This is a genomic window from Kribbella sp. NPDC004875 (assembly GCF_042873375.1).
GTDB lineage: Bacteria > Actinomycetota > Actinomycetes > Propionibacteriales > Kribbellaceae > Kribbella.
The window spans coordinates 199,795-222,187 of sequence record NZ_JBIALI010000005.1 but is presented as its reverse complement, the minus strand read 5'-3'; the positions used below and the strand labels follow the sequence as shown (position 1 = coordinate 222,187).

General features: G+C 69.2%; 21 protein-coding genes and 1 tRNA gene. 12 read left to right on the top strand and 10 right to left on the bottom strand.

What is annotated here, in order from left to right:
* Position 1 precedes the first annotated feature (1 nt).
* Positions 2–481, bottom strand: a complete 480-nt coding sequence (locus ACFYRH_RS27535) for an NUDIX domain-containing protein (protein WP_387781306.1) — start codon at positions 479–481, stop codon at positions 2–4.
* Positions 482–500: 19 nt separating this feature from the next.
* On the opposite strand from ACFYRH_RS27535, the gene ACFYRH_RS27530 reads away from it, so the two are divergent.
* Positions 501–1,256, top strand: coding sequence for a hypothetical protein (locus tag ACFYRH_RS27530; RefSeq protein ID WP_387781303.1), 756 nt, complete (start codon positions 501–503; stop codon positions 1,254–1,256).
* On the opposite strand, the gene ACFYRH_RS27525 is transcribed toward ACFYRH_RS27530, so the two are convergent.
* Positions 1,222–2,580, bottom strand: coding sequence for an FAD-binding oxidoreductase (locus ACFYRH_RS27525; protein ID WP_387781300.1), 1,359 nt, complete (start codon positions 2,578–2,580; stop codon positions 1,222–1,224). The genes ACFYRH_RS27530 and ACFYRH_RS27525 overlap by 35 nt on opposite strands.
* Positions 2,581–2,681: 101 nt before the next feature.
* Between ACFYRH_RS27525 and ACFYRH_RS27520 the strand changes: the two genes are divergently transcribed.
* Positions 2,682–3,914 (top strand): lactate racemase domain-containing protein, encoded by a 1,233-nt coding sequence (locus ACFYRH_RS27520; RefSeq protein WP_387781297.1) that lies wholly within the window; start codon positions 2,682–2,684, stop codon positions 3,912–3,914.
* Between the two features lie 47 nt (positions 3,915–3,961).
* Positions 3,962–5,413, top strand: coding sequence for a flavin-containing monooxygenase (locus ACFYRH_RS27515; RefSeq protein ID WP_387781294.1), 1,452 nt, complete (start codon positions 3,962–3,964; stop codon positions 5,411–5,413).
* A 242-nt stretch (positions 5,414–5,655) separates the two neighbouring features.
* On the opposite strand, the gene ACFYRH_RS27510 is transcribed toward ACFYRH_RS27515, so the two are convergent.
* Positions 5,656–7,029, bottom strand: coding sequence for a cystathionine beta-synthase (locus ACFYRH_RS27510; RefSeq protein WP_387781291.1), 1,374 nt, complete (start codon positions 7,027–7,029; stop codon positions 5,656–5,658).
* 98 nt (positions 7,030–7,127) lie between these two features.
* Here ACFYRH_RS27510 and ACFYRH_RS27505 point away from each other — a divergent pair, with 98 nt between their 5' ends.
* Both ACFYRH_RS27505 and ACFYRH_RS27500 read left to right on the top strand, forming a co-directional pair.
* Complete coding sequence (locus ACFYRH_RS27505) at positions 7,128–8,168, top strand: SGNH/GDSL hydrolase family protein (RefSeq protein WP_387781288.1); 1,041 nt, start codon at positions 7,128–7,130, stop codon at positions 8,166–8,168.
* A gap of 188 nt (positions 8,169–8,356) precedes the next feature.
* Positions 8,357–8,587 (top strand): DUF4287 domain-containing protein, encoded by a 231-nt coding sequence (locus tag ACFYRH_RS27500; RefSeq protein ID WP_387781285.1) that lies wholly within the window; start codon positions 8,357–8,359, stop codon positions 8,585–8,587.
* Positions 8,588–8,642: 55 nt separating this feature from the next.
* Here ACFYRH_RS27500 and ACFYRH_RS27495 read toward each other — a convergent pair whose 3' ends face one another.
* From ACFYRH_RS27495 to ACFYRH_RS27485, 3 genes are all read right to left on the bottom strand, one after another.
* Complete coding sequence (locus ACFYRH_RS27495) at positions 8,643–9,734, bottom strand: VOC family protein (protein ID WP_387781282.1); 1,092 nt, start codon at positions 9,732–9,734, stop codon at positions 8,643–8,645.
* A 108-nt stretch (positions 9,735–9,842) separates the two neighbouring features.
* Entirely contained in the window at positions 9,843–10,670 is an 828-nt protein-coding gene (locus ACFYRH_RS27490) for a Bax inhibitor-1/YccA family protein (RefSeq protein WP_387781279.1), read from the bottom strand.
* Between the two features lie 143 nt (positions 10,671–10,813).
* A complete protein-coding gene (locus tag ACFYRH_RS27485; RefSeq protein ID WP_387781276.1) occupies positions 10,814–11,563 on the bottom strand; it encodes a DUF4118 domain-containing protein in 750 nt (249 codons plus the stop codon).
* Between the two features lie 152 nt (positions 11,564–11,715).
* Between ACFYRH_RS27485 and ACFYRH_RS27480 the strand changes: the two genes are divergently transcribed.
* The 3 genes from ACFYRH_RS27480 to ACFYRH_RS27470 all read left to right on the top strand — a co-directional run bounded on the left by ACFYRH_RS27480 (position 11,716) and on the right by ACFYRH_RS27470 (position 14,527).
* On the top strand, positions 11,716–12,483 hold the full coding sequence (locus tag ACFYRH_RS27480) for a class I SAM-dependent methyltransferase (RefSeq protein ID WP_387781273.1): 768 nt from the start codon (positions 11,716–11,718) through the stop codon (positions 12,481–12,483).
* A gap of 188 nt (positions 12,484–12,671) precedes the next feature.
* Positions 12,672–13,979 (top strand): NAD(P)/FAD-dependent oxidoreductase, encoded by a 1,308-nt coding sequence (locus tag ACFYRH_RS27475; RefSeq protein WP_387781270.1) that lies wholly within the window; start codon positions 12,672–12,674, stop codon positions 13,977–13,979.
* 89 nt (positions 13,980–14,068) lie between these two features.
* Complete coding sequence (locus ACFYRH_RS27470; RefSeq protein ID WP_387781267.1) at positions 14,069–14,527, top strand: nitroreductase/quinone reductase family protein; 459 nt, start codon at positions 14,069–14,071, stop codon at positions 14,525–14,527.
* On the opposite strand, the gene ACFYRH_RS27465 is transcribed toward ACFYRH_RS27470, so the two are convergent.
* Together ACFYRH_RS27465 and ACFYRH_RS27460 are read right to left on the bottom strand one after the other, a co-directional pair.
* Complete coding sequence (locus ACFYRH_RS27465) at positions 14,524–15,183, bottom strand: response regulator (protein WP_387781263.1); 660 nt, start codon at positions 15,181–15,183, stop codon at positions 14,524–14,526. The two genes, ACFYRH_RS27470 and ACFYRH_RS27465, sit on opposite strands and share 4 nt — an antisense overlap.
* 118 nt (positions 15,184–15,301) lie before the next feature.
* Positions 15,302–16,426 (bottom strand): sensor histidine kinase, encoded by a 1,125-nt coding sequence (locus ACFYRH_RS27460; RefSeq protein ID WP_387781260.1) that lies wholly within the window; start codon positions 16,424–16,426, stop codon positions 15,302–15,304.
* Between the two features lie 104 nt (positions 16,427–16,530).
* On the opposite strand from ACFYRH_RS27460, the gene ACFYRH_RS27455 reads away from it, so the two are divergent.
* The 3 genes from ACFYRH_RS27455 (at position 16,531) to ACFYRH_RS27445 (ending at position 17,684) form a co-directional block, all read left to right on the top strand.
* Positions 16,531–17,037, top strand: coding sequence for a glycine cleavage system protein R (locus ACFYRH_RS27455; RefSeq protein WP_387781257.1), 507 nt, complete (start codon positions 16,531–16,533; stop codon positions 17,035–17,037).
* Positions 17,034–17,576, top strand: coding sequence for a peptide deformylase (def, locus tag ACFYRH_RS27450; protein WP_387781254.1), 543 nt, complete (start codon positions 17,034–17,036; stop codon positions 17,574–17,576). Before ACFYRH_RS27455 ends, def begins: the two co-directional genes overlap by 4 nt.
* A gap of 25 nt (positions 17,577–17,601) precedes the next feature.
* Positions 17,602–17,684, top strand: a tRNA-Leu gene (locus ACFYRH_RS27445).
* Positions 17,685–17,698: 14 nt separating this feature from the next.
* Here ACFYRH_RS27445 and ACFYRH_RS27440 read toward each other — a convergent pair.
* Complete coding sequence (locus ACFYRH_RS27440; RefSeq protein ID WP_387781251.1) at positions 17,699–19,387, bottom strand: SulP family inorganic anion transporter; 1,689 nt, start codon at positions 19,385–19,387, stop codon at positions 17,699–17,701.
* Between the two features lie 159 nt (positions 19,388–19,546).
* On the opposite strand from ACFYRH_RS27440, the gene ACFYRH_RS27435 reads away from it, so the two are divergent.
* The gene (locus ACFYRH_RS27435) at positions 19,547–21,439 is read left to right on the top strand and encodes an alkyl/aryl-sulfatase (protein WP_387781249.1); all 1,893 of its coding nucleotides are present in this window, start codon (positions 19,547–19,549) and stop codon (positions 21,437–21,439) included.
* Between the two features lie 44 nt (positions 21,440–21,483).
* Here ACFYRH_RS27435 and ACFYRH_RS27430 read toward each other — a convergent pair whose 3' ends face one another.
* The gene (locus tag ACFYRH_RS27430; protein WP_387781246.1) at positions 21,484–22,314 is read right to left on the bottom strand and encodes a uracil-DNA glycosylase; all 831 of its coding nucleotides are present in this window, start codon (positions 22,312–22,314) and stop codon (positions 21,484–21,486) included.
* Positions 22,315–22,393: the final 79 nt, after the last annotated feature.

The window sequence follows — 22,393 nt, the reverse complement described above, 5'->3', positions numbered from 1 at the left end:
TCTAGGACGCCTGGAACATTCCTGTCTTCCGATATTCGGCGTGCAGGCGGAGCACCGTCTCGGTGGGTGGGTGCAGCGGACCGGGCGGCACAGCGAAGAAACCAGCTTCGAGTACTTCGTCCTCGCCGGGGTGCAGCGTGCCGGTCCATCGGCGGGCCTCGAAGCACAGGGCGAAGCACTGCACCACATCACCGTTCGGATAAGTGAGGGTGTGTACGTCGGCCTGCGACACGCTGGCGAACGGGACCAGGTCGGCCTCGTCGACGACCAGCCCGGTCTCCTCCTGGAACTCACGCGCGGCCGTGGACCGGAAGCTGTCGCCGGGCTCGGCGCCGCCCGCCGGGAGCTCCCACAGTCCGGAGTCGCGGCTCCGCTGGAACAGGATGCGGTCGGCCGAATCCACCGCGAGGACCTGAGCCCCGGGCAGCAGCAGGAGCCGGGAGCCGACGTCGCGACGGAGCCGGGCGAGGTAGGAGTCCACGGGTGAGAGGGTAGGACGCGTGGAACTGGTGAGGCGTCGGGCGGGCTGGTTGCTGGGATTGGGGCTCGTGGGCGGCCTGGCGTGGACGACGGTCGTGACGTTGTCGATGCCCGGCTGGTACGACCCGTCCGCGGACTGTGTGCACAAGTTCGTCGGCGCGTCCGGCGACCCGGTGGTCCGCACCACTTGGTTCCCGCCGTCCGCGAGCTGCGTGTACGGCGACCAGGTCCGCCAGTACATGTCGACGACCCGCACCGTCGCCCTCTCGGTCATCGGCGTCCTGCTCCTGGTCGTGGTCGCCGCCGGTCTGATCCTGACCGTACGGCGACTGCGCGGCGACGCCGGACCGATCCAGCCGGTCGGAACCGTCGACCTGCGTCGGCGCCGGATCAATCACCTGCTCTTCGGGGCGCTCGACACCGCCCTGGTGTTCGCCGTCCTGACCTTCCTGAACGCAGCCGCGATCGTGTTCGGCGGGCTCCCGGGCGGCATCCTGTTCATCGTGACGGTGCTCGCCGGCCTGAGCGCGTTCGGCACCACACTCGACCGGCACATGGGTCCGCTCCCCGCCAGCGCCCTCGACTCCCGCCGCCGCGGCACGGTCGCCGGCGTCGCGACGTACGCCGTCGTTTTCGTCGCGACCGCGGTCACCGGCCAACTCCCGTTCTTCCGCTTCTGGGCGGTGCCCCTGGCCGGGATCGCGTACGCCGCGATCGCCGCATGGCAGTGGTCGCGTGCGATCAACAGCGCCACTGAGGCTCAACGTTCTGGTTGAGGTGGAAGACGTTCTCGGGGTCGTACCGGCACTTCACCCGCGCCAGCCGGTCGTAGTTCGCGGCGCCGAACGCGGCGATCATCCGGTCCCGGCCCTCGTGCCCGACGAAGTTCGGGCACACGTGTCCGGTCGACCACGGTTCGAGGTCCTCGCACACGTCGCGCGCCCAGCGGATCACCCGCGCGTCCGAACACGGATGTGTCCAGGCCCCGAACGGTCGCGCCACCCACGCCGCGTCCCGGTACGCCTGCGGCCAGTCCCCCGAACCACGGCGTACGGCGCCACCCCAGGGCAGCATCGCCTGCTGTGACGGTGACGGTACGAGGATCTCGCCGGCCCGATCACAGAACGCCCGTACGGCGGGATCCGGCAACGCGGACAGATGCTCGGCGGAGCAGTAGTTCCGGAACCCGGCCGGGCTGTCCAACGCGGACTGCAGTTCGGCGTACGGCAACTCGGCGAGGAACGCTCCCTCGGGCGACAGCGCGAACATCGGCGCGAACATGTCACGTGCCTCGTCCGCAGGACCGGCGTACACCGCGATCGCCAGGACCACGGGCTGCGCCACCAACGGCTCCGGGACGAACCCGAACGCGGGCGCGGTCAGGAACACCACGCCACCACCGAGCTCCTCGGGCGCGTCCGCCTCGATCAGATCGCGGTACATCCGCAGCACCGACGCACCGGCCGCGGCCGGCCAGACCAGCACCGCCAGTGTCGTCGTCGCGACCCGCGTCAGCCGGAAGGTCAGCGCGGTCGCCACGCCGAAGTTCCCGCCACCACCGTGCAGAGCCCAGAACAGCTCGGTGTTCTTGGTCTCGTCGGCGATCACCAGCTCCCCGTCGGCGGTCACGAGCTCGACCGAGACCAGCGCGTCGGACGCCAGCCCGAGCTTCCGTTCCAGCCACCCGGAACCGCCGCCGAGAGCCAGCCCGGCGACCCCGATCGACGACACCCGCCCGCCGGTCGTCACCAGCCCGTACTGCTGGCCGGCGCCATCCAGGTCACTCCAGGTCGCGCCGCCACCGACCCGCGCGAGTCGCCGGCCGGGATCGATTTGCACGCTGTACATCCGCCGCAGGTCGATCACCATCCCGCCGTCGCTGACGCCGTCCCCGGTGACCGCGTGACCGCCGCCGCGTACTGCCAACTCGAGCTCGTTCGCGACGCCGTACCGGACCGCGGCCTGGACGTCGGCGGCCGTCTCACATTGCGCGATCAGCGCCGGTTTGCGGTCGACCATCGCATTGAAGACCTCCCGAGCCTCGTCGTACTCCGCGTCTGTCTCGCGCAGCAGAACGCCCCCGAATCCGGTGGGTCGCATGATGAATCCCCCCTCACTCGCCGGTCATCCCCCCGGCGATTCCCCGATCGTCCGTCGTCCCCCGGTCCCGGTCAACGTCCGCAGTGGGTAGGGTCGAAGCCGTGACTGGTGCGGCGGTGATCGGTGGTGCGGGTCAGGTCCTGACCGAGGACGAGGTGACGTCGTTCGTCGGGGGTGCCCTCGCGGGCGCCGGGCTGGAGGGACGCAGCGTCTGCGTGATCGTCCCGGACGCCACCCGCAGCTGCCCGCTGCCGCTGCTGCTCAAGGCCGTCACCGGCGCGCTGGAAGGCCGGGCGAGCAAGGTCACCATTCTCGTTGCCCTGGGCACCCATGCGGAGATGACGCCGGAGCAGCTGCGCAAGCACCTCGGCGGTGACTACCCGAACGCGATCAACCACGAGTGGTGGAAACCCGGCACGTTCGCCGACCTCGGCACGATCGGTTCCGGCCGGGTCGGCGAGATCTCCGGCGAGATGCTCCGCGACGAGGTCCCGGTGCAGCTGAACCGCGCCGTGGTCGAGCACGACGTCGCGCTGGTCGTTGGGCCGGTCTTCCCACACGAGGTGGTCGGCTTCTCCGGCGGCAACAAGTACTTCTTCCCCGGCGTCGCCGGCCAGCAGGTCATCGACTTCTCGCACTGGCTCGGCGCCCTGATCACCAGCGCGAACATCATCGGCACGCCGGGTATCACTGCGGTCCGCGCCCTCATCGACGAGGCCGCCGCGCTCATCCCGGCGGAGAAGCTCGCGCTGTCCGTGGTCGCCCAGTCCGGGACCGACTCACTGCACGCGATCGCGTTCGGCGACACCACCGAGTCCTGGGCCGCGGCCGCCGAGATCTCCGCCCAGACCCACGTCCGGTACCTCGAGCATCCGGTCCAGCGCGTGCTCTCCGTGATGCCGCCGAAGTACGCCGACATCTGGACCGCGGCGAAGGGCTTCTACAAGGTCGAACCGATCGTCGCGGACGGCGGCGAGGTGATCCTCTACGCGCCGCACGTCACGCAGCTCGCCGCGATGCACCCGGAGATCGAGGAGATCGGCTACCACTGCCGCGACTACTTCCTCGGCCAGTGGGACCGGTTCCGCGACCTGCACTGGGGGGTCCTCGCGCACTCCACCCACCTGCGCGGCGCCGGCACCTGGGACCCGGTCAGCGGCGAGCACCTCCGGGTCCGGGTGACGCTGGCGACCGGCATCCCCGAGGACGTCGTACGCCGGGCCAACCTCGGCTACCTCGATCCCGCGAAGGTCGACCTCGCGGCGTACGAGGCCGACGACGACACGTTCGTCGTACCGAACGCCGGCGAGACCCTCTACCGCCTGAAGGCGTAGCCGGACCCCATTCCCATCGGGGTGACCCGCCGGTAACCTCTGGCTGTATGGCCGACGTCGTCATCATCGGGTCCGGGTTCGCCGGGCTGTGCATGGGGATCAAGCTGCGGCAGTCCGGGTGTGAGGACTTCGTCATCCTGGAGAAGGCGGACGAGCTCGGCGGCACCTGGCGGGACAACACGTATCCCGGCTGCGCCTGCGACATCCCGTCGTACCTCTACTCGTTCTCGTTCGAGCAGAACCCGCGGTGGACGCGGATGTTCGCGCCGTGGGACGAGATCCTCGCCTACCTGAAGCACTGCGCGGACAAGTACGGGATCGCCGGCAAGATCCGGTACGGCGCGGAGGTCACCGAAGCCGCCTTCGACGAGGCGACCGGTCGCTGGACCGTCACGGTGAACGGCGACGAGACGATCCAGACCCAGGCGCTGGTGGCCGGCGTCGGCAGCCTGCACGAGCCGAAGCTCCCGCGACTCCCCGGACTCGACTCCTTCGCCGGTACGACGTTCCACTCCGCGCAATGGGATCACTCGGTGGACCTGCGGGGACGCAACGTGGCGGTGATCGGGACCGGAGCGTCGGCGATCCAGTTCGTACCGCAGATCGCACCGCAGGTGGCCCAGCTGGACGTGTACCAGCGGTCGGCCCCGTGGGTCACCCCGAAGCCGGACCGCTCGATCGGCACCTGGGAACGCGCGCTGCACGAGCGCTTCCCGGCCGGCCAGCGGACGATCCGCAACGTCATCTACTGGGGCCTCGAGGGCCGCGGCGCCGGCTTCGCGGGCAACCCGAAGCTGATGAAGGGCCTGGAACTGCAGGCGAAACGGCACCTCCGCAAGCAGGTCACCGACCCGGAGCTCCGCGCGAAGCTGACCCCGGACTACCAGATCGGCTGCAAGCGGGTGCTGAACTCGAACGACTACTACCCCGCGCTCACCCGGCCGAACGTGAGTGTCGTGACCACCCCGATCGCACGGGTCACCCCGACCGGCGTGGTCACCACCGACGGCACCGAGCGGTCCTGCGACACGCTCGTACTCGGCACCGGGTTCGCGGTCGCGGCCAACCTGACCCGAATGCCGATCCTCGGCAAGGACGGCGTCGACCTCGCCGAACACTGGAAGCGTGACGGCATCGGCGCGCACCTCGGCATCACGGTCGCCGGGTACCCGAACCTGTTCCTGCTCGTCGGCCCGAACACGGTCCTCGGCCACTCGTCGATGGTGTTCATGATCGAGGCTCAGGTCCGCTACGTGATGCAGGCGCTGCACCTGCTCCGGCGCCGCGCAGCGACGTACGTGGAGGTCCGTGAGGAGGCCCAGGAGCGGTTCGTGGACTCGATCCAGGGCGAGCTCGGCGACACCGTCTGGCAGTCCGGGTGCACCAGCTGGTACCTGGACGCGACGGGACGGAACTCGACGATCTGGCCGGAGTGGACGGTGTCGTACTGGCGCCGTACCCGGCGGCTCGATCCGGCCGATTTCGCCGTCGTCCATTAGGGGATGGCCCGGACTCCTCCAGTAGGAGTCCAGGCCCTCGGATGTACGACCTTGGGATGAAGGAAAGACCGATCCGGAGACCGATGTCCGGCGAGCCTCGCTGAAGCACTCTTGAGGCATGGACATTCTTCAGATCGCAGGAGCGGCAGTCGTGGTGATCGGCATCGTGGTCACCGCACTGATCGCCATCATCCCGTCAGTCGTCGACCGCTGAGCCAACCAGCTCAGTCGGCTCGGTCGACTCAGTCGGCGGACAGATGGACCAGCAGGTCCTGCCGGGTCAGCACGCCCACCGGCTTTCCGTCGTCGAGAACCATCAGGGCGTCCCGGCCTTCGAGCAGCGCGACCGCCTTGGTGACCGGTTCGCCGGCGCCGAGCGACGGCAGCGCCGGGTCCATGTGCTGCTCGACGATGTCCGCCAGCCGCGCCTTGCCGGAGTACAGGGCGTCCATCAGCGTCCGCTCCGACACCGCGCCGGCCACCTCGGCCGCCATCACCGGCGGCTCCGCGCGGACGACCGGCATCTGGGAGACGCCGTACTCCCGCAGGATGGCGACCGCCTCGGCGATCGTCTCGTGCGGGTGGGTGTGCACCAGCGGCGGCAGGCTGCCGTCCTTGCCGGCCAGCACGTCACCGAGGGTGGTGCCCTGCTTGGCGTGCGCGAGGAAGCCGTACTGCGCCAGCCAGTCGTCGTTGAAGACCTTGGTCAGGTAGCCGCGGCCGCCGTCCGGCAGCAGGACCACGATGACGGCTTCGGGGTCGTCGAGCTCCTGCGCCAGCCGGATCGCGGCCGCTGCCGCCATCCCGGCCGAACCGCCGACCAGCATCGCCTCTTCGCGGGCGAGCCGCCGGGTGAGCGCGAACGAGTCCGCGTCCGACACCTCGATGACGCGGTCGCAGATGTCCCGGTCGTAGGTCTCCGGCCAGAAGTCCTCGCCGACGCCCTCGACCAGGTACGGCCGGCCGGTGCCGCCGGAGTACACCGAGCCCTCCGGGTCGGCGCCGACGATCTGGACGCGACCGTTCGACACCTCCTTGAGGTACTTGCCGGTGCCGCTGATCGTGCCGCCGGTGCCGACGCCCGCGACGAAGTGGGTGATCTTCCCCTCCGTCTGCTCCCAGATCTCGGGACCCGTGGTCTCGTAGTGCGAACGCGGGTTGTTCTGGTTCGCGTACTGGTTCGGCTTCCAGGCGCCCTCGATCTCGCGGACCAGTCGGTCGGAGACGTTGTAGTACGAGTCCGGGTGCTCGGGGGCCACCGCGGTCGGGCAGACCACCACCTCCGCGCCGTACGCCTTGAGCACGTTGCGCTTGTCCTCGCTGACCTTGTCCGGGCAGACGAAGACGCACTTGTAGCCCTTCTGCTGCGCGACCATCGCGAGCCCGACGCCGGTGTTGCCGGACGTCGGCTCGACGATTGTGCCGCCGGGCTTGAGCTCACCGGAGGCCTCCGCGGCCTCGATCATCCGGACCGCGATCCGGTCCTTCACGGAGCCGCCGGGATTGAAGTACTCGACCTTGGCGAGCACGAGCGGTTTGGCACCGTCGGTGGTCTTGGACAGCCTCACCAGCGGGGTGTTGCCGACGAGGTCCAGGAGAGAGTCTGCGTAGCGCACAGTCTTAACTGTAGTGATATGCGTGGCCTTCGGTAATTTGGCTTGCTTGTCTGTGACTGCGTGTAATGCTTGTACTTGTGAGTGACCGGGGTGGTGGGGTGGGAAAAGCATTCAACTCAGCCCGGGCAGCGAAGAAGCTGGCCCAGGCCGCGGCCTTCGGGGGCGGGGGACTCGGACTCATCGGTGCCACGTTGTACGGCGTACTGACCGCTGAGGCCGAGTACGCGAAGCGTGTGATCGGACCGATGCGCTACTACCCCACTCCGGGCGACGGTCTGTACGGCCGGCATCCAGGACATCCGATCACGTTCGCCATGCTCGGCGACTCGAGTGCCGCGGGGTACGGCACCGACTCGCCGGACGAGACCCCTGGGGTGCTGCTCGCCTCCGGGCTGGCCGACCTGGCCGAGCGCCCGGTCCGGCTGGTCGACGTCTCCAAGACCGGAGCGAAGTCGACCGATCTCGCCGCGCAGGTGGACACCGCGCTGCAGGCCGGCCCGCACATCGCGGTGATCCTGATCGGCGCGAACGACGTGAAGGCGAAGATGCCGCCGTCGACCTCGGTCCGCCTGCTCTCCACCGCCGTACGCCGGTTGCGCGCCGCGAACTGTGAGGTCGTGGTCGGCACCTGCCCGGACCTCGGCGTGGTCCGCCCGATCGTGCCGCCGCTGCGCTGGGTCGCCCGCTCGCTGAGCCACCGGCTCGCCGCCGCGCAGACGATCGCCGTGGTCGAGGCCGGCGGCCGCTCCGTCTCGCTCGGCTCGCTGCTCGGCGAGGTGTTCCGCACCAACCCGTCGATGTGGGGCCGCGACAACTTCCACCCGTCCGCCACCGGGTACGCCGCGGCCGCCGCCGCGCTGCTGCCGTCGGCAGCGGCGGCGATGGGCGTCGGGCCGGAGTCGTTCGTGCACCCGGAGCCGTTCCGCGGCGAGGCGATCCTGCCGATCGCGGAGGCCGCCGTCCAAGCGGTCCGCCGGGCCGGAACCGAGGTCGCCGCCACCGAGGTGGCCGGTCGCGAGCGGGGTCCGCGGGGCCGTTGGGCCGCGCTGCGGCACCGCCGCCGGCATCCGAAGGCCGAGGTCGACCGCGTCGAGGAGCCGAAGGACGCGTCCCCCGAGACGGTGCCGGTCGGTCACTGACCGGCGTACAACTCGCGTACGACTGGCGCGGAATCCTCCCAATTGTGGGGATTCCGCCGGATCGGCGGAGCTGTTGCTGAACTTGAGCGTCCGCTGAGCGGGGACTTTCCTGTCGGGAGTCTTGCCTCCGGGCTGCCAGGTGGTGCACAGTCGATAACTACGCGGTACCCCGATGACGGGAGGCGAAGATGGGCTTGAACCACTCCGAGGAGACGCATCAGCGTCTGGTGGAGGCCGTGCCCAGATGCACCGGACGCGCAATGACCGAGTGGTTCCAGCTGATGAACGACGGACCGTCGTTCCTGCGCTTCGACGACAGAGTGCGATGGCTCTCCAGCGAGTACGCACTCGCTCATGGGCACGCGACCGCCATCGTCCACGAGTTCGACCTGGTCAGAGCGCACCGGCGAATGGGCTGAGCCGCAAAGGAGACGAGCGTGAAGACCTGCCCTTTCAGGTGGAGGGGCAGGTCTTTCACGGTCGAGCGGCCGTGATCTCCACTTCGTTCCCCTCCGGATCCGCTACCAGGTAAGGGTTTTCGCGCACCACCGTCCCACCCGCGGACAACGCCGCCTCGACCCGCGACCGCACCGCCTCCGCCGGCACGACGAGTTCGAAGCGCAGCCGATTCCGTTGTGCACGGGGCTCGGCGAGCTGCTGGAAGAACAGCACCGGGTTCATCCAGCGCGGGTCGAAGATGTCGGTGACGTGCGGCCGGGTGTCCTCCGCGTAGCCCAGGAACGTCGACCAGAACCGCCGTACGGCGGGGACGTCCATCGCGTCCAGGCCGAACTGCACGAACCGCAGCGGCGCCGGATCCGCCCGCAGCCCCAGCTCCCGTGCCGCGCCCTCGACCGCCTGTGCCAACGCGACGAACTTCGGGTCGGCCCCGTCCTCGCCGCCCTCCCACCGATCCTTCGCACTGTCGACGGTCACGCCCTCCGGCCGTACGTCGATCCGCAGCGCGATGCCCGCGGCGTCGGCCAACTCCGCCACCTTCATGACGAACGGCGCCGGCGTGGACGTCGGGTAGAACACCATCGCGGCGAACAACGCCTGCCAGTCACGCGTTCCGGAGAGCGGATCGCCCGGGACCAGATCGATCTCGTTCCCCTCGTCGTCGGCCACCATCACGCCGAACGCACCGGACGGCTCCCGCCCCGTCGCCACATAGGCCTGGTGGACGACGTCCGCCGGACGCACCACGTCGACGTGGATCCGGTTCCGCAGCGGCCGCGGCGCGTCGAGTCGCCGTACGGCGAAGCTCGGAGTGCGGCGCAGCGGGTCCTGGAGGGTCGCCGGGTAGCCGAGCGCGACCTGCCAGAACGACTGCGCCGCGGCCGGATCCGCAGCCTCGAGCACGACGCTCAGGGTCTGCACGGCCGCCGGATTCTCGGTCAGACCGAGCTCGCGCGCGGCGACGGAGATCTCCGCCAGGTCGGCGCCGGCCGCCTGGACCCGCACTCCTCCTTGCCGAACATCGATCTCCGGCAGCGGGGACGAGAGCCGGGCGACCAGCGACGCTCCGGCGGCGTGCGACGGAGCGTCGTACCAAACATTCGTCATGAGGACACGGTAGAGCCGGAACCGGACGAGCTGCGTCCGGAAAGCCGGAAGGGCCGGCCCACCTGGACCGGCCCTTCCCTGGTTGTTACGGCTCTGCTGCCCGCGGGGTCAGTCGCCGCCGCGGAGGATCGCGAGGATCCGCAGGATGTTCCAGTACAGCCAGACCAGCGTCACGGTCAGACCGAACGCGGCCCGCCAGGCCTCGCTCTGCGGCGCACCCTCGCGGACCCCGCGCTCGACCAGGTCGAAGTCGAGGATCAGGTTGAACACCGCCAGGCCGGCTCCGAGCGCGGCGAACAGCAGGCCCATCGGGCCCATTCCGGAGATCCCCGTGCTCAGGCCGAACAGGCTGAGCAGCAGGTTGACCACGAGCACACCGGCGAAGCCCATCGTGCCGATGATGACCATCTTGGTGAACCTCGGCGTCACCTTGATCGCGAAGTACTTGTACGTCGCCAGCGTCAGACCGGCCGTGATCATCGTGGCCAGCACAGCCTGCACGATGATGCCGGAGTCACCGACCCAGCCCGCGATGAACTTGCTGCCGATCCCGAGGAACACGCCCTCGGCCACGGCGTACGCCATCAGCAGCGCCGGGTTCACCTTGCGGGAGAACGACAGCACCATGGCGATCGCGAACGCGACCAGCGCGCCGGCCAGGAACGCCGGCGAGACCAGGGTGTCCGGGATCCGCCACCACGCGACCGCGGCGGCCGCGACGACCACACCGAGGGTGATCGCGGTCTTGACGATCACGTCGTCCAGCGTCATGGGGCGGCTCGCGGCCGGAGCCCCCTGGTACTGCTGCGGCGGCATACCCGACCCGCCGTAGCCGTAGGGGCCCGGCTGACCGTACGGAGCGGCCCCCGGATAGGCCTGGCCCTGGCCAGGCGCGAACGCACTCGACCGGTTCAGCACCGGGTTACTGCTCTGCATCTCTTCCTCCTGGTGACCCACATCCGGGGCCGTATCGAGATACTACGGTCCCATCCTGAACAACATCTGAGAATCCCGTAGACATTCCGCACCGAAAATCAATCGCTTTCCGATGTATTTCCCGGCAATACAAAGGATCAACGTCAGATGTGCGGGTGGATCGGTTCCTGGGTGGACAGGGCGGCGCCGACCTGATCGGCCAGGGCGACCGCGACCAGGCGTTGCTCCAGGTCGGGGCGGGCCACGCGGGTGGCGGCGGTCAGCAGGAAGCGGCCGCGGGTCTCGCCGGCGTGCTGAACGGTGAGCTCGATCTCGGCGTTCGTCGGCAGGCCGTCACGCTCGACCTTCAGGACCTGCGAGCCGCGCGTCACCGAGCCGTCGGGATTCAGCCGCGGCGCGTGGGTCTGATTGCTGCCGGCAATGAACTTCACGCCGTCGATCCCCAGGACGGCGGTCAGTTCGGCGCGCACCTGCTCGATCAGGTCGTCGGCGGAGGCACCGGTCGCGACCGCCTGCGAGGTGGTGATCACGCCGTCCAGGTAGCCGCGCCGCCGGGACGCCTCGGCCTGTTGCCTGCGGCCCCAGATCGCGATCTGCGTGACCGCGACGCCGATCACCAGCAGCAGTACGGCCTGCTCCACGTCGTTACTGCTGTTGATCGTGAAGCTGTCGTACGGGACGGTCAGGAAGAAGTCGAACCACACCGCACTCGAAATCGCCGCCAGGATGCCGGCCAGCCGAATCCCGAACGCCGCGACTCCGACGATCACGACCACCAGCAACAACGCCGCATTCGCGTTGTCGAAGTGCTCCCGGAACGGAATCAGCAACGCGCACACAGCAGGCGGCGCGAGCACCGAGGCCGTCAGCACCGGAGTGCGGTAGTTCTCCACACCCCCATTGACGCGCACTACCGGTCACGGATCAACAGTTCTCACAGAGGTCTGACGTCCAAAACCCGGTGGTCGGTCCGGTGGCACCCACCTAGGTTGAAGTACGACTGCCTCGGCTCGCGCGGGGCGGCGGTGACGACGAGGAGGACTCGATGGAGTTGTCAAAGGCCGCGGAGCAGAACCAGTTGTGGAACGCGGAGGTGGCCGCCCGGTACGACACGCCGGGGAGCGGGATGTTCGCGGCTGAGGTGCTGGGGCCGACGGTGGATCGGTTGGCGGAGCTCGCGGGCGGTGGCCGCGCGCTCGAACTGGCGATCGGGACCGGGCGGGTCGCCGTACCGCTGGCGGAGCGTGGGGTACCGGTGAGCGGGATCGAGCTGTCGACGGCGATGCTCGACCAGCTCCGGACGAAGGTCGACGCGGAGACGATCCCGGTGGTCGCTGGGGACATGTCGACGGCCCGGGCGCCGGGTGAGTTCACGCTCGTCTACCTGGTGTTCAACACCATCTCGAACCTGCTGACCCAGTCCGAACAGGTCGCCTGCTTCCGGAACGCCGCCCGCCACCTCTCCCCCGGCGGCCGCTTCGTGATCGAGCTCTGGGTCCCCGAACTCCGCCGCCTCCCACCCGGCCTCCCCGCGACGGTCGGCACCGCCGATCCCGGCTACATCCTGCTCGACACCTACGACGTACTGCAGCAGCACGTCGTCTCCCATCACTTCCACTTCGGCGAAGGCACCGACGCCCAGCTCTTCCGCTCCCCCCACCGCTACATCTGGCCCGCCGAACTCGACCTGATGGCCGAATTGGCCGGCTTCACCCGCGAGTCCCGCCACGCCGACTGGACCGGCTCCCCCTTCACCGCCGACTCTCCCTCCCACGTCACCACGTACCGCCTGCCCGACCCGGACACGGCCTAGCTTGCGGTTGGGTTTCAGACCTGGTGGGCACGGGTCCTGAGGTCGACCATGAAGGGATGGCGAGTCCCTCCGGCGGGGGATGTTTCGGTGGGTGAGATCACTCAGGAGAGGGTTTGTGAAATCTTTCACGAGCCCTTAGCGTTGAAGTGAACATGAAGTCGGAGAACCACTCAGGGAGAGTGAACCGCATGACAGCCCAGGTGCCGCACATCCTCGTCGTCGGAGGCGGTTACGTCGGGATGTACACCGCGTACGGCCTGCGCCGCGCGGCCCGGAAAGGAAAGATCCGGGTCACCGTCGTGGACCCGCGGTCGGTGATGACCTACCAGCCGTTCCTGCCCGAGGCGGCAGCCGGTTCGGTGGAGCCGCGGCACGTCGTGGTGCCGCTGCGCAAGACCCTCAAGGGCTGCCGGGTGGTGACCGGCCGGGTGACCGGTATCGACCACGCCCACAAGGTCGCCAAGGTCATGCCCGAGGAGGGCCCGGAGTACGAGCTCGCGTACGACCAGATCGTGGTCGCGCTCGGCTCGATCGCTCGCACCCTGCCGATCCCCGGCCTGGCCGACGAGGCCACCGGGTTCAAGACCGTCGAAGAGGCCATCGCCCTGCGCAACAAGGTCCTGGACCGGCTCGACGTCGCGTCGTCCCAGCCCGACCCGGCGCTGCGCAAGTCCGCGCTCACGTTCGTCTTCGTCGGCGGCGGGTACGCCGGCGTGGAGGCGTTCGCCGAGCTCGAGGACATGGCCCGCTACGCCACCCGTTACTACGACAACATCAACCCCGAGGACATGCGCTGGGTGCTCGTCGAGGCGACCGGCCGGATCCTGCCCGAGGTCGGCACGGATCTCGGCAAGTACACCGTCGAGGAGCTCCGCAAGCGGAACATGGACATCAAGCTGGAGACCCGGCTGGAGTCCTGCGAGAAGGGTCACGTGATCCTCAGCGACGGCGACGAGTTCGACGCCGACACGATCGTCTGGACCGCCGGTGTGAAGGCGAACCCGGCGCTCGCCGCGACTGATTTCCCGCTCGACGAGAAGGGCCGGGTCAAGACGCTGGCGAACCTGCGGATCGAGGGTGTCGACGACGCCTGGACCGCCGGCGACAACGCCGCCGTACCGGACCTGACCAGTGCGAACGGTGCGTTCTGCGCGCCGAACGCGCAGCACGCCGTCCGCCAGGCGCGGCGGCTCGCGGCGAACATCCTCCGCGTGATCGACGGCCAGCCGCCGCAGGACTACGAACACAAGTACGTCGGCTCGGTCGCCAGCCTCGGCCTGCACAAGGGCGTCGCCCAGCTGTACGGCGTGAAGGTGAAGGGCTGGCTGGCCTGGTTCCTGCACCGGACCTACCACGTGTCCCGCGTGCCTACCCTGAACCGGAAGGCCCGCGTCATCCTCGACTGGACCCTCGCGCTGTTCTTCCGCCGCGAGGTCACCAGCCTCGGCAGCCTGCAGACCCCGAACGAGGAGTTCCGCCGGGCGACGCAGTCGTAACCCACCCGATCAGCCGGGGCTCCAACTCGCCGGGGCCCCGGCTCCTTCTTGTGTGCCACCCTTGATTCCACGAGTGTCTGGAGGGGGACATGAGTACTGCGGACCGTGGGGCGTGGCTGCCACCGCATTGGGTGAAGTGGCTGGCCTGGAAGATCCATCGGGGCATCTACACGCTCAGCGGCGGCCGAATCGGTTTGTCCCGCCCCCGGGATCGGCGGTCCGGCACCCTGCGGCTGACCGTGACGGGCCGGCGCACCGGTCAACCGCGCAGCGTCATCCTCGCGTACTACGAGGACGGGCCGAACCTGGTGACGCTCGCGATGAACGGCTGGGAGGAACCCGAGCCCGCCTGGTGGCTGAACCTGCGCGCGCATCCCGAGGCCGAGGTCGTGCTCGCCGACGGCACGCGCGCTGTGCTCGGTCGCGCGGCCGAGGGGGACGAGCGGGCCCGGCTGTGGGCGCGCTGGCGGGAGATCGACCTGCGGCTCGACACGTGGGCGGCGCGACGCCGCAAGCCGACCGCTGTGGTCGTTCTCGAACCGCGTTAGCCGCGCAGCAGGTCCGCGTCGTGGACGAGGAGGGCGATCTGGACGCGGTTGTTCAGGTCGAGCTTGGTGAGGATGCGGGAGACGTGCGTCTTCACGGTCGGGACGCTGAGGTAGAGCGTCGCGCTGATCTCGGCGTTCGACTTCCCCTCGCCGACAGCGACGGCGATCTCGCGTTCGCGGTCGTTCAGCGCCGCCAGCCGGTCGACGGCCTTGGACTTGCGGTTGTCCTGACCCGCGTCGGCGACCCGGGTGATCAGGCGTTTGGTGACCGCGGGTGAGAGAACGGGCTGGCCGGCCGCGACCCGGCGTACCGACTCGACGATCTCGGCGGGTGGGGTGTCCTTGAGGACGAACCCGGCCGCGCCCGCGCGGAGTGCCCGCAGGACGTGCTCGTCAGCGTCGAAGGTGGTCAGGATGACGACCTCGGGCGCGCCCGGACGACGGCGTACCGTCTCGGTGGCGGTCAGCCCGTCGGTGCCGGGCATCCGGATGTCCATCAGGATCACGTCCGGCGCGAGCTTGTCGATCAGCCCCTGCACACCGGAGCCGTCACCGGCCTCCCCGACCACCCGGACGTCCTCCGCCCCACCCAGCATCAACTTCAGCCCGGCCCGCAACAGCGGATCGTCGTCAACGATCAACACCCGAATGGTCATGGGGCCTCCCGGCTTGGACTGAGGAGCGCAGGGAGCGCTGCGACTGGAGCGACGAGGGAAGGCCGGGAGGCACAGCCCCATGACCACGCCGGCGCCGGAGGCCCGGCCAAAAGCACAGTCATGCGGGCCACGGTAACCAAGCGAAGAGGCGGAAGTCGCCTTCAGGCGTGCGGCCGTGTTCGACTCGGCCTTCTACCAGCGCGGCGCGTTCGCGCAAGCCCTTCAATCCTTGGCCGTCTCCTCGTCTGCGGTCGGGGGCCGGGTTGCGCAGCTCCACCGACAATCCGTTGCCGGGGGCACCGGTCACGCTGATCGTGACCGGTTCACCCGGCGCGTGCTTGACCGCGTTGGTCAGCCCTTCCTGCACGATCCGGTACGCCGTCCGTCCGACGTGCTCCGGCAGCGCACCAGGCGCATCGAGCACCAACTCGACCGGAATCCCCGCCGCGCGCGACCCCTCGACGAGCGCAGGCAGATCCGCGAACGCCGGCTGCGGCAGCTCCCCCACCGGAGCCCGCAGTACGCCGATCACCTCACGAAGATCCTGCAGCGCCTGATGCGCACTGGCCCGGATGATCTCCGCGGCCCCCGCGACCTCCTCCGTCGACGCATCCGGCCGGTACGCCAACGCGCCGGCGTGCACGCTGAGCAACGACAATCGATGCCCGAGTACGTCGTGCATCTCGCGAGCGATCTCCTCCCGCGCCCGGAGCTGCGCCTGCTCGGCCTGCAGCGTCGCCACGGTCTCGGCGCGGTCCGCCCGGTCCCGCAGCGTCTGCAGCAGCTGCCGCCGGGACCGGATGTACAGCCCCCAACCCGCGACCGCGACATACATCGCCACCGCCGCGATGATGATCGCCATCGGGTCGTCCGGCTTGTCACGTACGTCCAGGTAGATCAGCAGGGCGACGGCGTTGATCGCGAAGATGAACAGCGTGGTCCTGAGCGGCCGGTAGATGGCGACGCTCAGGATCAGGATCAGACCGGCCGCGCCGGCGGAGTCCGAGAAGGTCGCGATCACTGCTCCGGCCACCGCCAGCTGGACCGGCCAGCGGCGGCGGAACCACAGGCTCAGGCACAGCGCCATCCCCGCGACGAAGTCGAGCGCGAGCAGTCCCGAGCTGACCGGATCCTTGTCGCCGTCGTCGTACAGCATCAGGCCGAGCAGGACCGCGACGACGAAGACCACACTGTCGACGATCCAGTCGCGGGTACTGCGGCGACGGTTCGTGGACACGGTCATGGGTCGAATGTAGCGGTGCGTAAGCGTTCTCCGTGCCGAACCCGGCTGTCCGGATACCGAAGTCGGTGCGGTCCGGTACTTAGGTCGGCGGTAGGTTGCCGGGCATGAGTCAGCTCGCCGTCACCGTCATCGGCCCGGACCGCCCGGGCATCATCGCGGACGTCACCGAGGCCCTGGTCGGTACCGGGGTCAACCTCGAGGACTCCACGATGACGCTGCTGCGCGGTCATTTCGCGATGATGATCGTCTGCGCGGGACCGTTCGACGAGGTGGAGTCGGCGCTGGAGCCGCTGCGGGGCGAGCTGGTCATCACGGTGCGCGCGATCGGTCCCGAACACGAGCACGCGCCGATCGGGGCGCCGTACATGCTGAGCGTGCACGGTGCGGACCGCCCGGGGATCGTGGCGGCGGTGACGCGGATGATCGCGTCCGCCGGCGGCACCGTCACGGACCTGTCGACGCGGTTGAGTGGCGGGCTGTATGTGCTGACCGCGGAGGTCGAGCTGCCGCCGAGCGCCGACCTGGAGACGCTGAACCGGGCGCTCGAGATCACCGCCGAGGAGCTCGGCGTCGGCGTGACCCTGCGCGCGACGGAGAGCGACGAGCTGTGATCACCGACTGGTCGCCTGCCCGGCTGGATGTCGAGGGGCAGGTACTGAAGGTTGTCCAGGCTCCGCACCCGGTGCTGGCCACCGAGGGCGCCGTGGTGGATCCGCTCGACCCGGAGATGATCCAGCTCGCCGCCGACCTGGTCGCGACGATGCGGGTCTCCCCCGGCTGCGTCGGCCTCGCCGCGCCACAGGTGGGTGTTGCCGCGCAGATGTTCTCGATGGACGTCTCCGGGCACCCGAAGACCCGTACGTGTCACGGCGTCTTCGTGCTCTGCAACGCCGTCGTGGTCGAGGCTTCGCGGAACGAGAAGGCCCGGGAGGGCTGTATGTCGGTCCCGGACTTCACCGGCGACGTGAAGCGGGCGAGCCGGCTGACGGTCACCGGCGTACTGCCCGGGACGACTTCTCCGCTCACGATCACGACGGATGCCTTCGAGGCGCGGGCGCTGCAGCACGAGATCGACCACTGCAACGGCAAGCTCTTCCTGGACCGCGTCGCCGGGGCGCACGCCGTGTACCCCCGAAAGGTCTATCAGTAACGAGTACGCTCATCCCGAGCCTCCGGCCCGGGTGGCGGAACGGCAGACGCAGCGAGCTTAAACCTCGCGGCCCTCACAGGCATACGGGTTCGAATCCCGTCCCGGGCACTCGGCGTGACGAGTCAGAGACCACCGTCGCGAGCAGCAGCCACGGCAGCATCGACCGTGCGGTAGACACGGGTCAGGGTGTCGTCCGCGCCGGCTTGGCCGAGCAGGTCGCGCACTTGGCCGATGTCGCGTGCGATCAACAACCTGCCGTCGTGGCGGGCCAGGTCGTTGGCGAGGTCCAGGAGCATCTGGGTCGCGGTGATGTCGATCCACGGCGTCGTCTCGGCGTCGAGCACCACGGCCCGGGCCGATTCGGTGCGGGCGAGCTCCTTGATCCGTTGCCGCACGTGGTCCGCGTTGGCGAAGAACAGGCCGCCTTCCACGCGGGCGACCAGGATTCCCGGGTCGGACCGGGCGTCTGGATAGCGTGCGCGATCCACCCAAGGCTCGGTGTTGCCCTCGAGCCGGCCGAGGACCGCGACATTGGGACGGGACGCACGATAGACCAGCAGCAGGACGGAGGCTGCGATCCCGAGGAACAGGCCGGGCAAGGTGTCGAACACCAGCACACCGCCCAGCGCGACCACGGCCGCCAGGAAGTCGGCACGTACGGCGGGCCCGTAGATCGACCGGAGCCGCGCGGTCCACAACCGGTAGAGCCGGGCCAGTGCCGGGAGGTCGACGAGTTCGATCACCGCCGCGATCACCACCGCGGCGAGGGTCGCCTCCGGGAGCTGTTCGAACAAGCCGGTCAGAAACAGCAGGGTGATGACGGTCAGAACTGCGACGACCAGGCCGGAGACTTGCGACTTTGCGCCGGCACCGCCGTTGACGGCGGTTTTGGACAGGCTGCCGTTGACTACCATCCCGGAGGCGAGACCCGAGCCGAGGTTGGCGGTCCCGAGGCCGACGAGTTCGCGGTTCGGATCGACGTCGTACCCTGCCTTGGCCGCGTAGGTCTTGGCGGCTCCGAGCCCTTCCGCGAAGCCGACCAGTACTACGCCGACGGCGCCCCCGACCAAGGACAGGTAGTCGCTCAGGCCGAGGTCCGGCAGGCCGAGCGACGGCAGCCCGCTGTCGATCTGGCCCACGACGGCGACCCCGTGGTCCTGCAGGTCCAGTACGACCACGGCCAGCACGCCGTACACGACGGCGACCAGCGCGGCCGGCAGCAACGGAAGGTAACGCTTGAGGGCCAGCACCAGCGCGAGGGAGGTGAGCCCGATCGTCAGCGTCCACCCGTTGGTCTGGCCAAGATTCGTGATCAGGTCCCAGATCTTCTCGAAGAAGTCTCCCTCGCCCTTCTCGACCCCGAACAGCGCAGGCAGCTGACCGGCGATGATGACCAACGCCAGGCCGATGATGAACCCCTTCAGCACCGGCTCGGAGATGAAACCGGCCAGGAAGCCCAGCCGCAGCAACCCGGCCAGCACGGCCACCACCCCGGTCACCACCGCGAGCGCCGCGGTCAGTTTGGCGTAGTCCGCGCTGCCCTGGGCGGCCAGCGCCGCAACGGTCGCCGCGGACAGCGCCGCGGTCGCCGACATCGGCCCGACCACCAGGTGTCGCGAACTGCCGAAGATCGCGTACAGGACCAGCGCCGGCGGTGCCGCGTAGAGGCCGACGACCGGAGAGACGCCGGCGATCGCGGCGTACGCGAGCGACTCCGGAACCAGAACTGCCCACACCGTCAGGCCGGCGATCAGATCGGCGCGCAGCCATCCCGCGCGGTAGCCGCGCATCGATGAGAAGACCGACGGCATTCGCACCACCCAAGCGTGGCCGACACCGACCGCGAAGCACTCCCCCGAACAGGATGAAGAGCCGGCGCCCGGTCGGGCGTTCGTCCGGGCCGTGGCAAGAGTTCAAGCTCATCCCTCCCGGGGGAGGACCGGGGGTGCGGGAGCTGGTCAGATGCGGGGATGACGAAACCACGTGAGGTCAGTGCCGCTGTTCGCGAGCTCCATCGGGCCGCGCTGGCGGACCTGCCGATGGACGATACCGCCGACTTCGATGCGACCTCTCGGGGGCTGATCGCCGAGCTGAGTCCGGATGTCGTCCGGTCCGCGAGCGGTGACGTGCTGTGGGACAACGACTCGTACGGCTTCCTGACCGGTGAGGCGCCGGACTCGGTGCACCCGAGTCTGTGGCGGCAGTCCCAACTGGTCGCGCGGCAAGGGCTGTTCGAGGTGGTCGAGGGCATCTACCAGGTCCGCGGCCTCGACCTGTCGAACATCACGTTCGTCGAAGGTGACACAGGTCTGCTCGTCATCGATCCGCTGATCTCGTCCGAGACGGCCGCCGCCGCGCTCGCCCTGTACCGCGAACACCGCGGCGACCGGCCCATCCATGCGGTCATCTACACCCACTCGCACGTCGACCACTTCGGCGGCGTGAAGGGCGTGGTCTCGCAGGACGACGTGGACGCCGGGCGCGTGCGGATCATCGCACCGGAGGGCTTCACCGAACACGCCGTCTCCGAGAACGTCTACGCCGGCACAGCCATGGCCCGGCGAGCCGGCTACATGTACGGCGCAGCGCTCGCGCGCGGGCCGCGCGGGCAGGTCGGCGCCGGGCTCGGCCAGACCACCTCGACCGGAACGGTCACGCTGATCGCGCCGACCGACTTCGTCTCCACCACCGGCCACGAGGAGACCGTCGACGGAATCCGGATGACGTTCCAGATGGCGCCGGACACCGAAGCGCCCGCGGAGATGCTGATCTACTTCCCTGATCGCAAGGCACTGTGTGCCGCCGAGGACGCCACCCACAACCTGCACAACCTGCTGACGCTGCGCGGCGCGCTGGTCCGCGATCCGCACGGCTGGTCGCGCTATCTCACCGAGACGATCGACCTGTTCGGCGCGGACCTCGAAGTCGTCTTCGCCTCTCATCACTGGCCCACCTGGGGCAACGACCAGGCGGTCGGTTTCCTCACGCTGCAGCGCGATCTGTACGCCTACCTGCACGACCAGACCCTGCGGATGCTGAACCAGGGGCTGACCGGCGCCGAGATCGGCGAGCAACTCCAACTCCCGCCCGCCTTGGAGAACGCCTGGCACGCGCGGGGCTATTACGGCTCGGTGAGCCACAACGTGAAGGCGATCTATCAGCGGTACATGGGCTGGTTCAACGGCAACCCCGCCGAGCTCTGGCGACACCCACCGGTCGAAGCCGCCAAGCGGTACGTCGAGTTCATGGGCGGAACCGACGCTGTCGTGGCCAAAGCGAAGGTGTCGTTCGACCAGGGTGACTTCCGCTGGGTCGCGGAGGTGGTCAACCACGTCGTGTTCGCGGAGCCCGATCACGCCGCGGCCCGCGCCTTGCTCGCCGACACCTACGAACAACTCGGGTACGGCAGCGAGAACGGCACCTGGCGCAACTTCTACCTGTCCGGTGCGACCGAGCTACGCGAGGGGAACTTCGGTACGCCGGCGCAGACCGCCGCGCTCGACATCATCGCGAATCTCAGCCCGTCGATGCTGTTCGACGCCCTCGCGATCCAGATCAACGGACCGCGCGCCTGGGACGAGAAGCTCACGATCGACGTCGCCTTCGACGATCTCGACGAGCGCTATCGGCTCAGCCTGTCGAACGGCGTCCTCAGCTACAGCTCGGCCCCACAACGCGGAGCAGCCGACGCAACGCTGACCATGCCTCGAGCGGCGCTGCCGGTTCTGGCCCAGCAGGCCACCGATCCCGGCCAGCTGGCCGCGGCGGGCGTCAAAGTCACGGGCGATTCGACAGTCCTGGGCCGGCTCTTCGGTCTGCTCGACGCCGGCGACCCGAACTTCAGCATCGTCACCCCCGACTAGACCAGACCGCCCGAACAGACCAGACCGCCCGCCCTGGCGAGCTGTCAGAGGCCCGCGAGCGACTTCGCGCGGTTCAGGACCGCGTCCATCATCGGCGCGGTGAGTTTGCCGGTGAAAGTGTTCTGCTGACTGGGGTGGAAGCAGCCGAGGACGGTGACTTCGCCTTGAGGGGTCGGGATCCGGTGTTCCACCGCGTGGCCGAACTTCGGGCGGGGTCTCGGGACGTCTGCGCCGAGTGCGGTGAGGCCGGCGAGCAGAGCGTCGTACCCGAACTTGCCCAGGCAGACGATGGCCCGGGTGGTGGGGAGGACCAGTTCGAGTTCGCGGCGGAACCAAGGGCTGCAGGTGTCGCGTTCGGCCGGGGTCGGTTTGTTCGCCGGTGGGGCGCAGCGGACGGCGGCGATCATCCGGGTGCCGGTGAGGTGGAGGCCGTCGCCGGCGTGTTCGCTGGTGGGCTGGTTGGCCAGACCCACGCGGTACAGACTGGCGAAGATCCAGTCACCGGAGCGGTCGCCGGTGAAGACCCGACCGGTGCGGTTGCCGCCGTTGGCCGCCGGGGCCAGGCCGGCGATCACGATCCGCGGCGCGGGGTCGCCCCAGCCGGGGATCGGGCGGCCCCAGTACGGTTGATCGGCGAAGGACTTTCGTTTGCTGACGGCAACATCCTCGCGCCATTCGACGAGCCGCGGGCAGGCGCGGCAGACCGAGACCCGGGCTTCCAGTTCCGCCAGGTCGTCGGTCGCCGCGAGTTGCACCACCTCAGGAGCATCGTGCGCCACCGGAGTACGGCGTACCGCGGGATCCTCCGGCCACCCGGTGCCGGGCGGCACCGGGCTGTCGAACAACTCACCGGTCAACGGATGCGGAAGCTCCATCCGGCCAGCCTAAGCTGACCACGCCGCCCACGTGGTCGCCGTCGTACCGCTTGCTGTTGGGAAACTTTTCGTCGCTGGT

What these genes read in the sequence shown, in the direction of transcription:
- ACFYRH_RS27495 (WP_387781282.1), bottom strand. Translation starts at nt 9,734, where the DNA reads ATGACGAATGTTTGGTACGACGCTCCGTCGCACGCCGCCGGAGCGTCG.
- ACFYRH_RS27475 (WP_387781270.1), top strand. Translation starts at nt 12,672, where the DNA reads ATGACAGCCCAGGTGCCGCACATCCTCGTCGTCGGAGGCGGTTACGTC.
- ACFYRH_RS27460 (WP_387781260.1), bottom strand. Translation starts at nt 16,426, where the DNA reads ATGACCGTGTCCACGAACCGTCGCCGCAGTACCCGCGACTGGATCGTC.
- ACFYRH_RS27430 (WP_387781246.1), bottom strand. Translation starts at nt 22,314, where the DNA reads ATGGAGCTTCCGCATCCGTTGACCGGTGAGTTGTTCGACAGCCCGGTG.
- ACFYRH_RS27500 (WP_387781285.1), top strand. Translation starts at nt 8,357, where the DNA reads ATGGGCTTGAACCACTCCGAGGAGACGCATCAGCGTCTGGTGGAGGCC.
- ACFYRH_RS27440 (WP_387781251.1), bottom strand. Translation starts at nt 19,387, where the DNA reads ATGCCGTCGGTCTTCTCATCGATGCGCGGCTACCGCGCGGGATGGCTG.
- ACFYRH_RS27470 (WP_387781267.1), top strand. Translation starts at nt 14,069, where the DNA reads ATGAGTACTGCGGACCGTGGGGCGTGGCTGCCACCGCATTGGGTGAAG.
- ACFYRH_RS27455 (WP_387781257.1), top strand. Translation starts at nt 16,531, where the DNA reads ATGAGTCAGCTCGCCGTCACCGTCATCGGCCCGGACCGCCCGGGCATC.
- ACFYRH_RS27515 (WP_387781294.1), top strand. Translation starts at nt 3,962, where the DNA reads ATGGCCGACGTCGTCATCATCGGGTCCGGGTTCGCCGGGCTGTGCATG.
- ACFYRH_RS27490 (WP_387781279.1), bottom strand. Translation starts at nt 10,670, where the DNA reads ATGCAGAGCAGTAACCCGGTGCTGAACCGGTCGAGTGCGTTCGCGCCT.
- ACFYRH_RS27435 (WP_387781249.1), top strand. Translation starts at nt 19,547, where the DNA reads ATGACGAAACCACGTGAGGTCAGTGCCGCTGTTCGCGAGCTCCATCGG.
- ACFYRH_RS27525 (WP_387781300.1), bottom strand. Translation starts at nt 2,580, where the DNA reads ATGCGACCCACCGGATTCGGGGGCGTTCTGCTGCGCGAGACAGACGCG.
- ACFYRH_RS27465 (WP_387781263.1), bottom strand. Translation starts at nt 15,183, where the DNA reads ATGACCATTCGGGTGTTGATCGTTGACGACGATCCGCTGTTGCGGGCC.
- ACFYRH_RS27480 (WP_387781273.1), top strand. Translation starts at nt 11,716, where the DNA reads ATGGAGTTGTCAAAGGCCGCGGAGCAGAACCAGTTGTGGAACGCGGAG.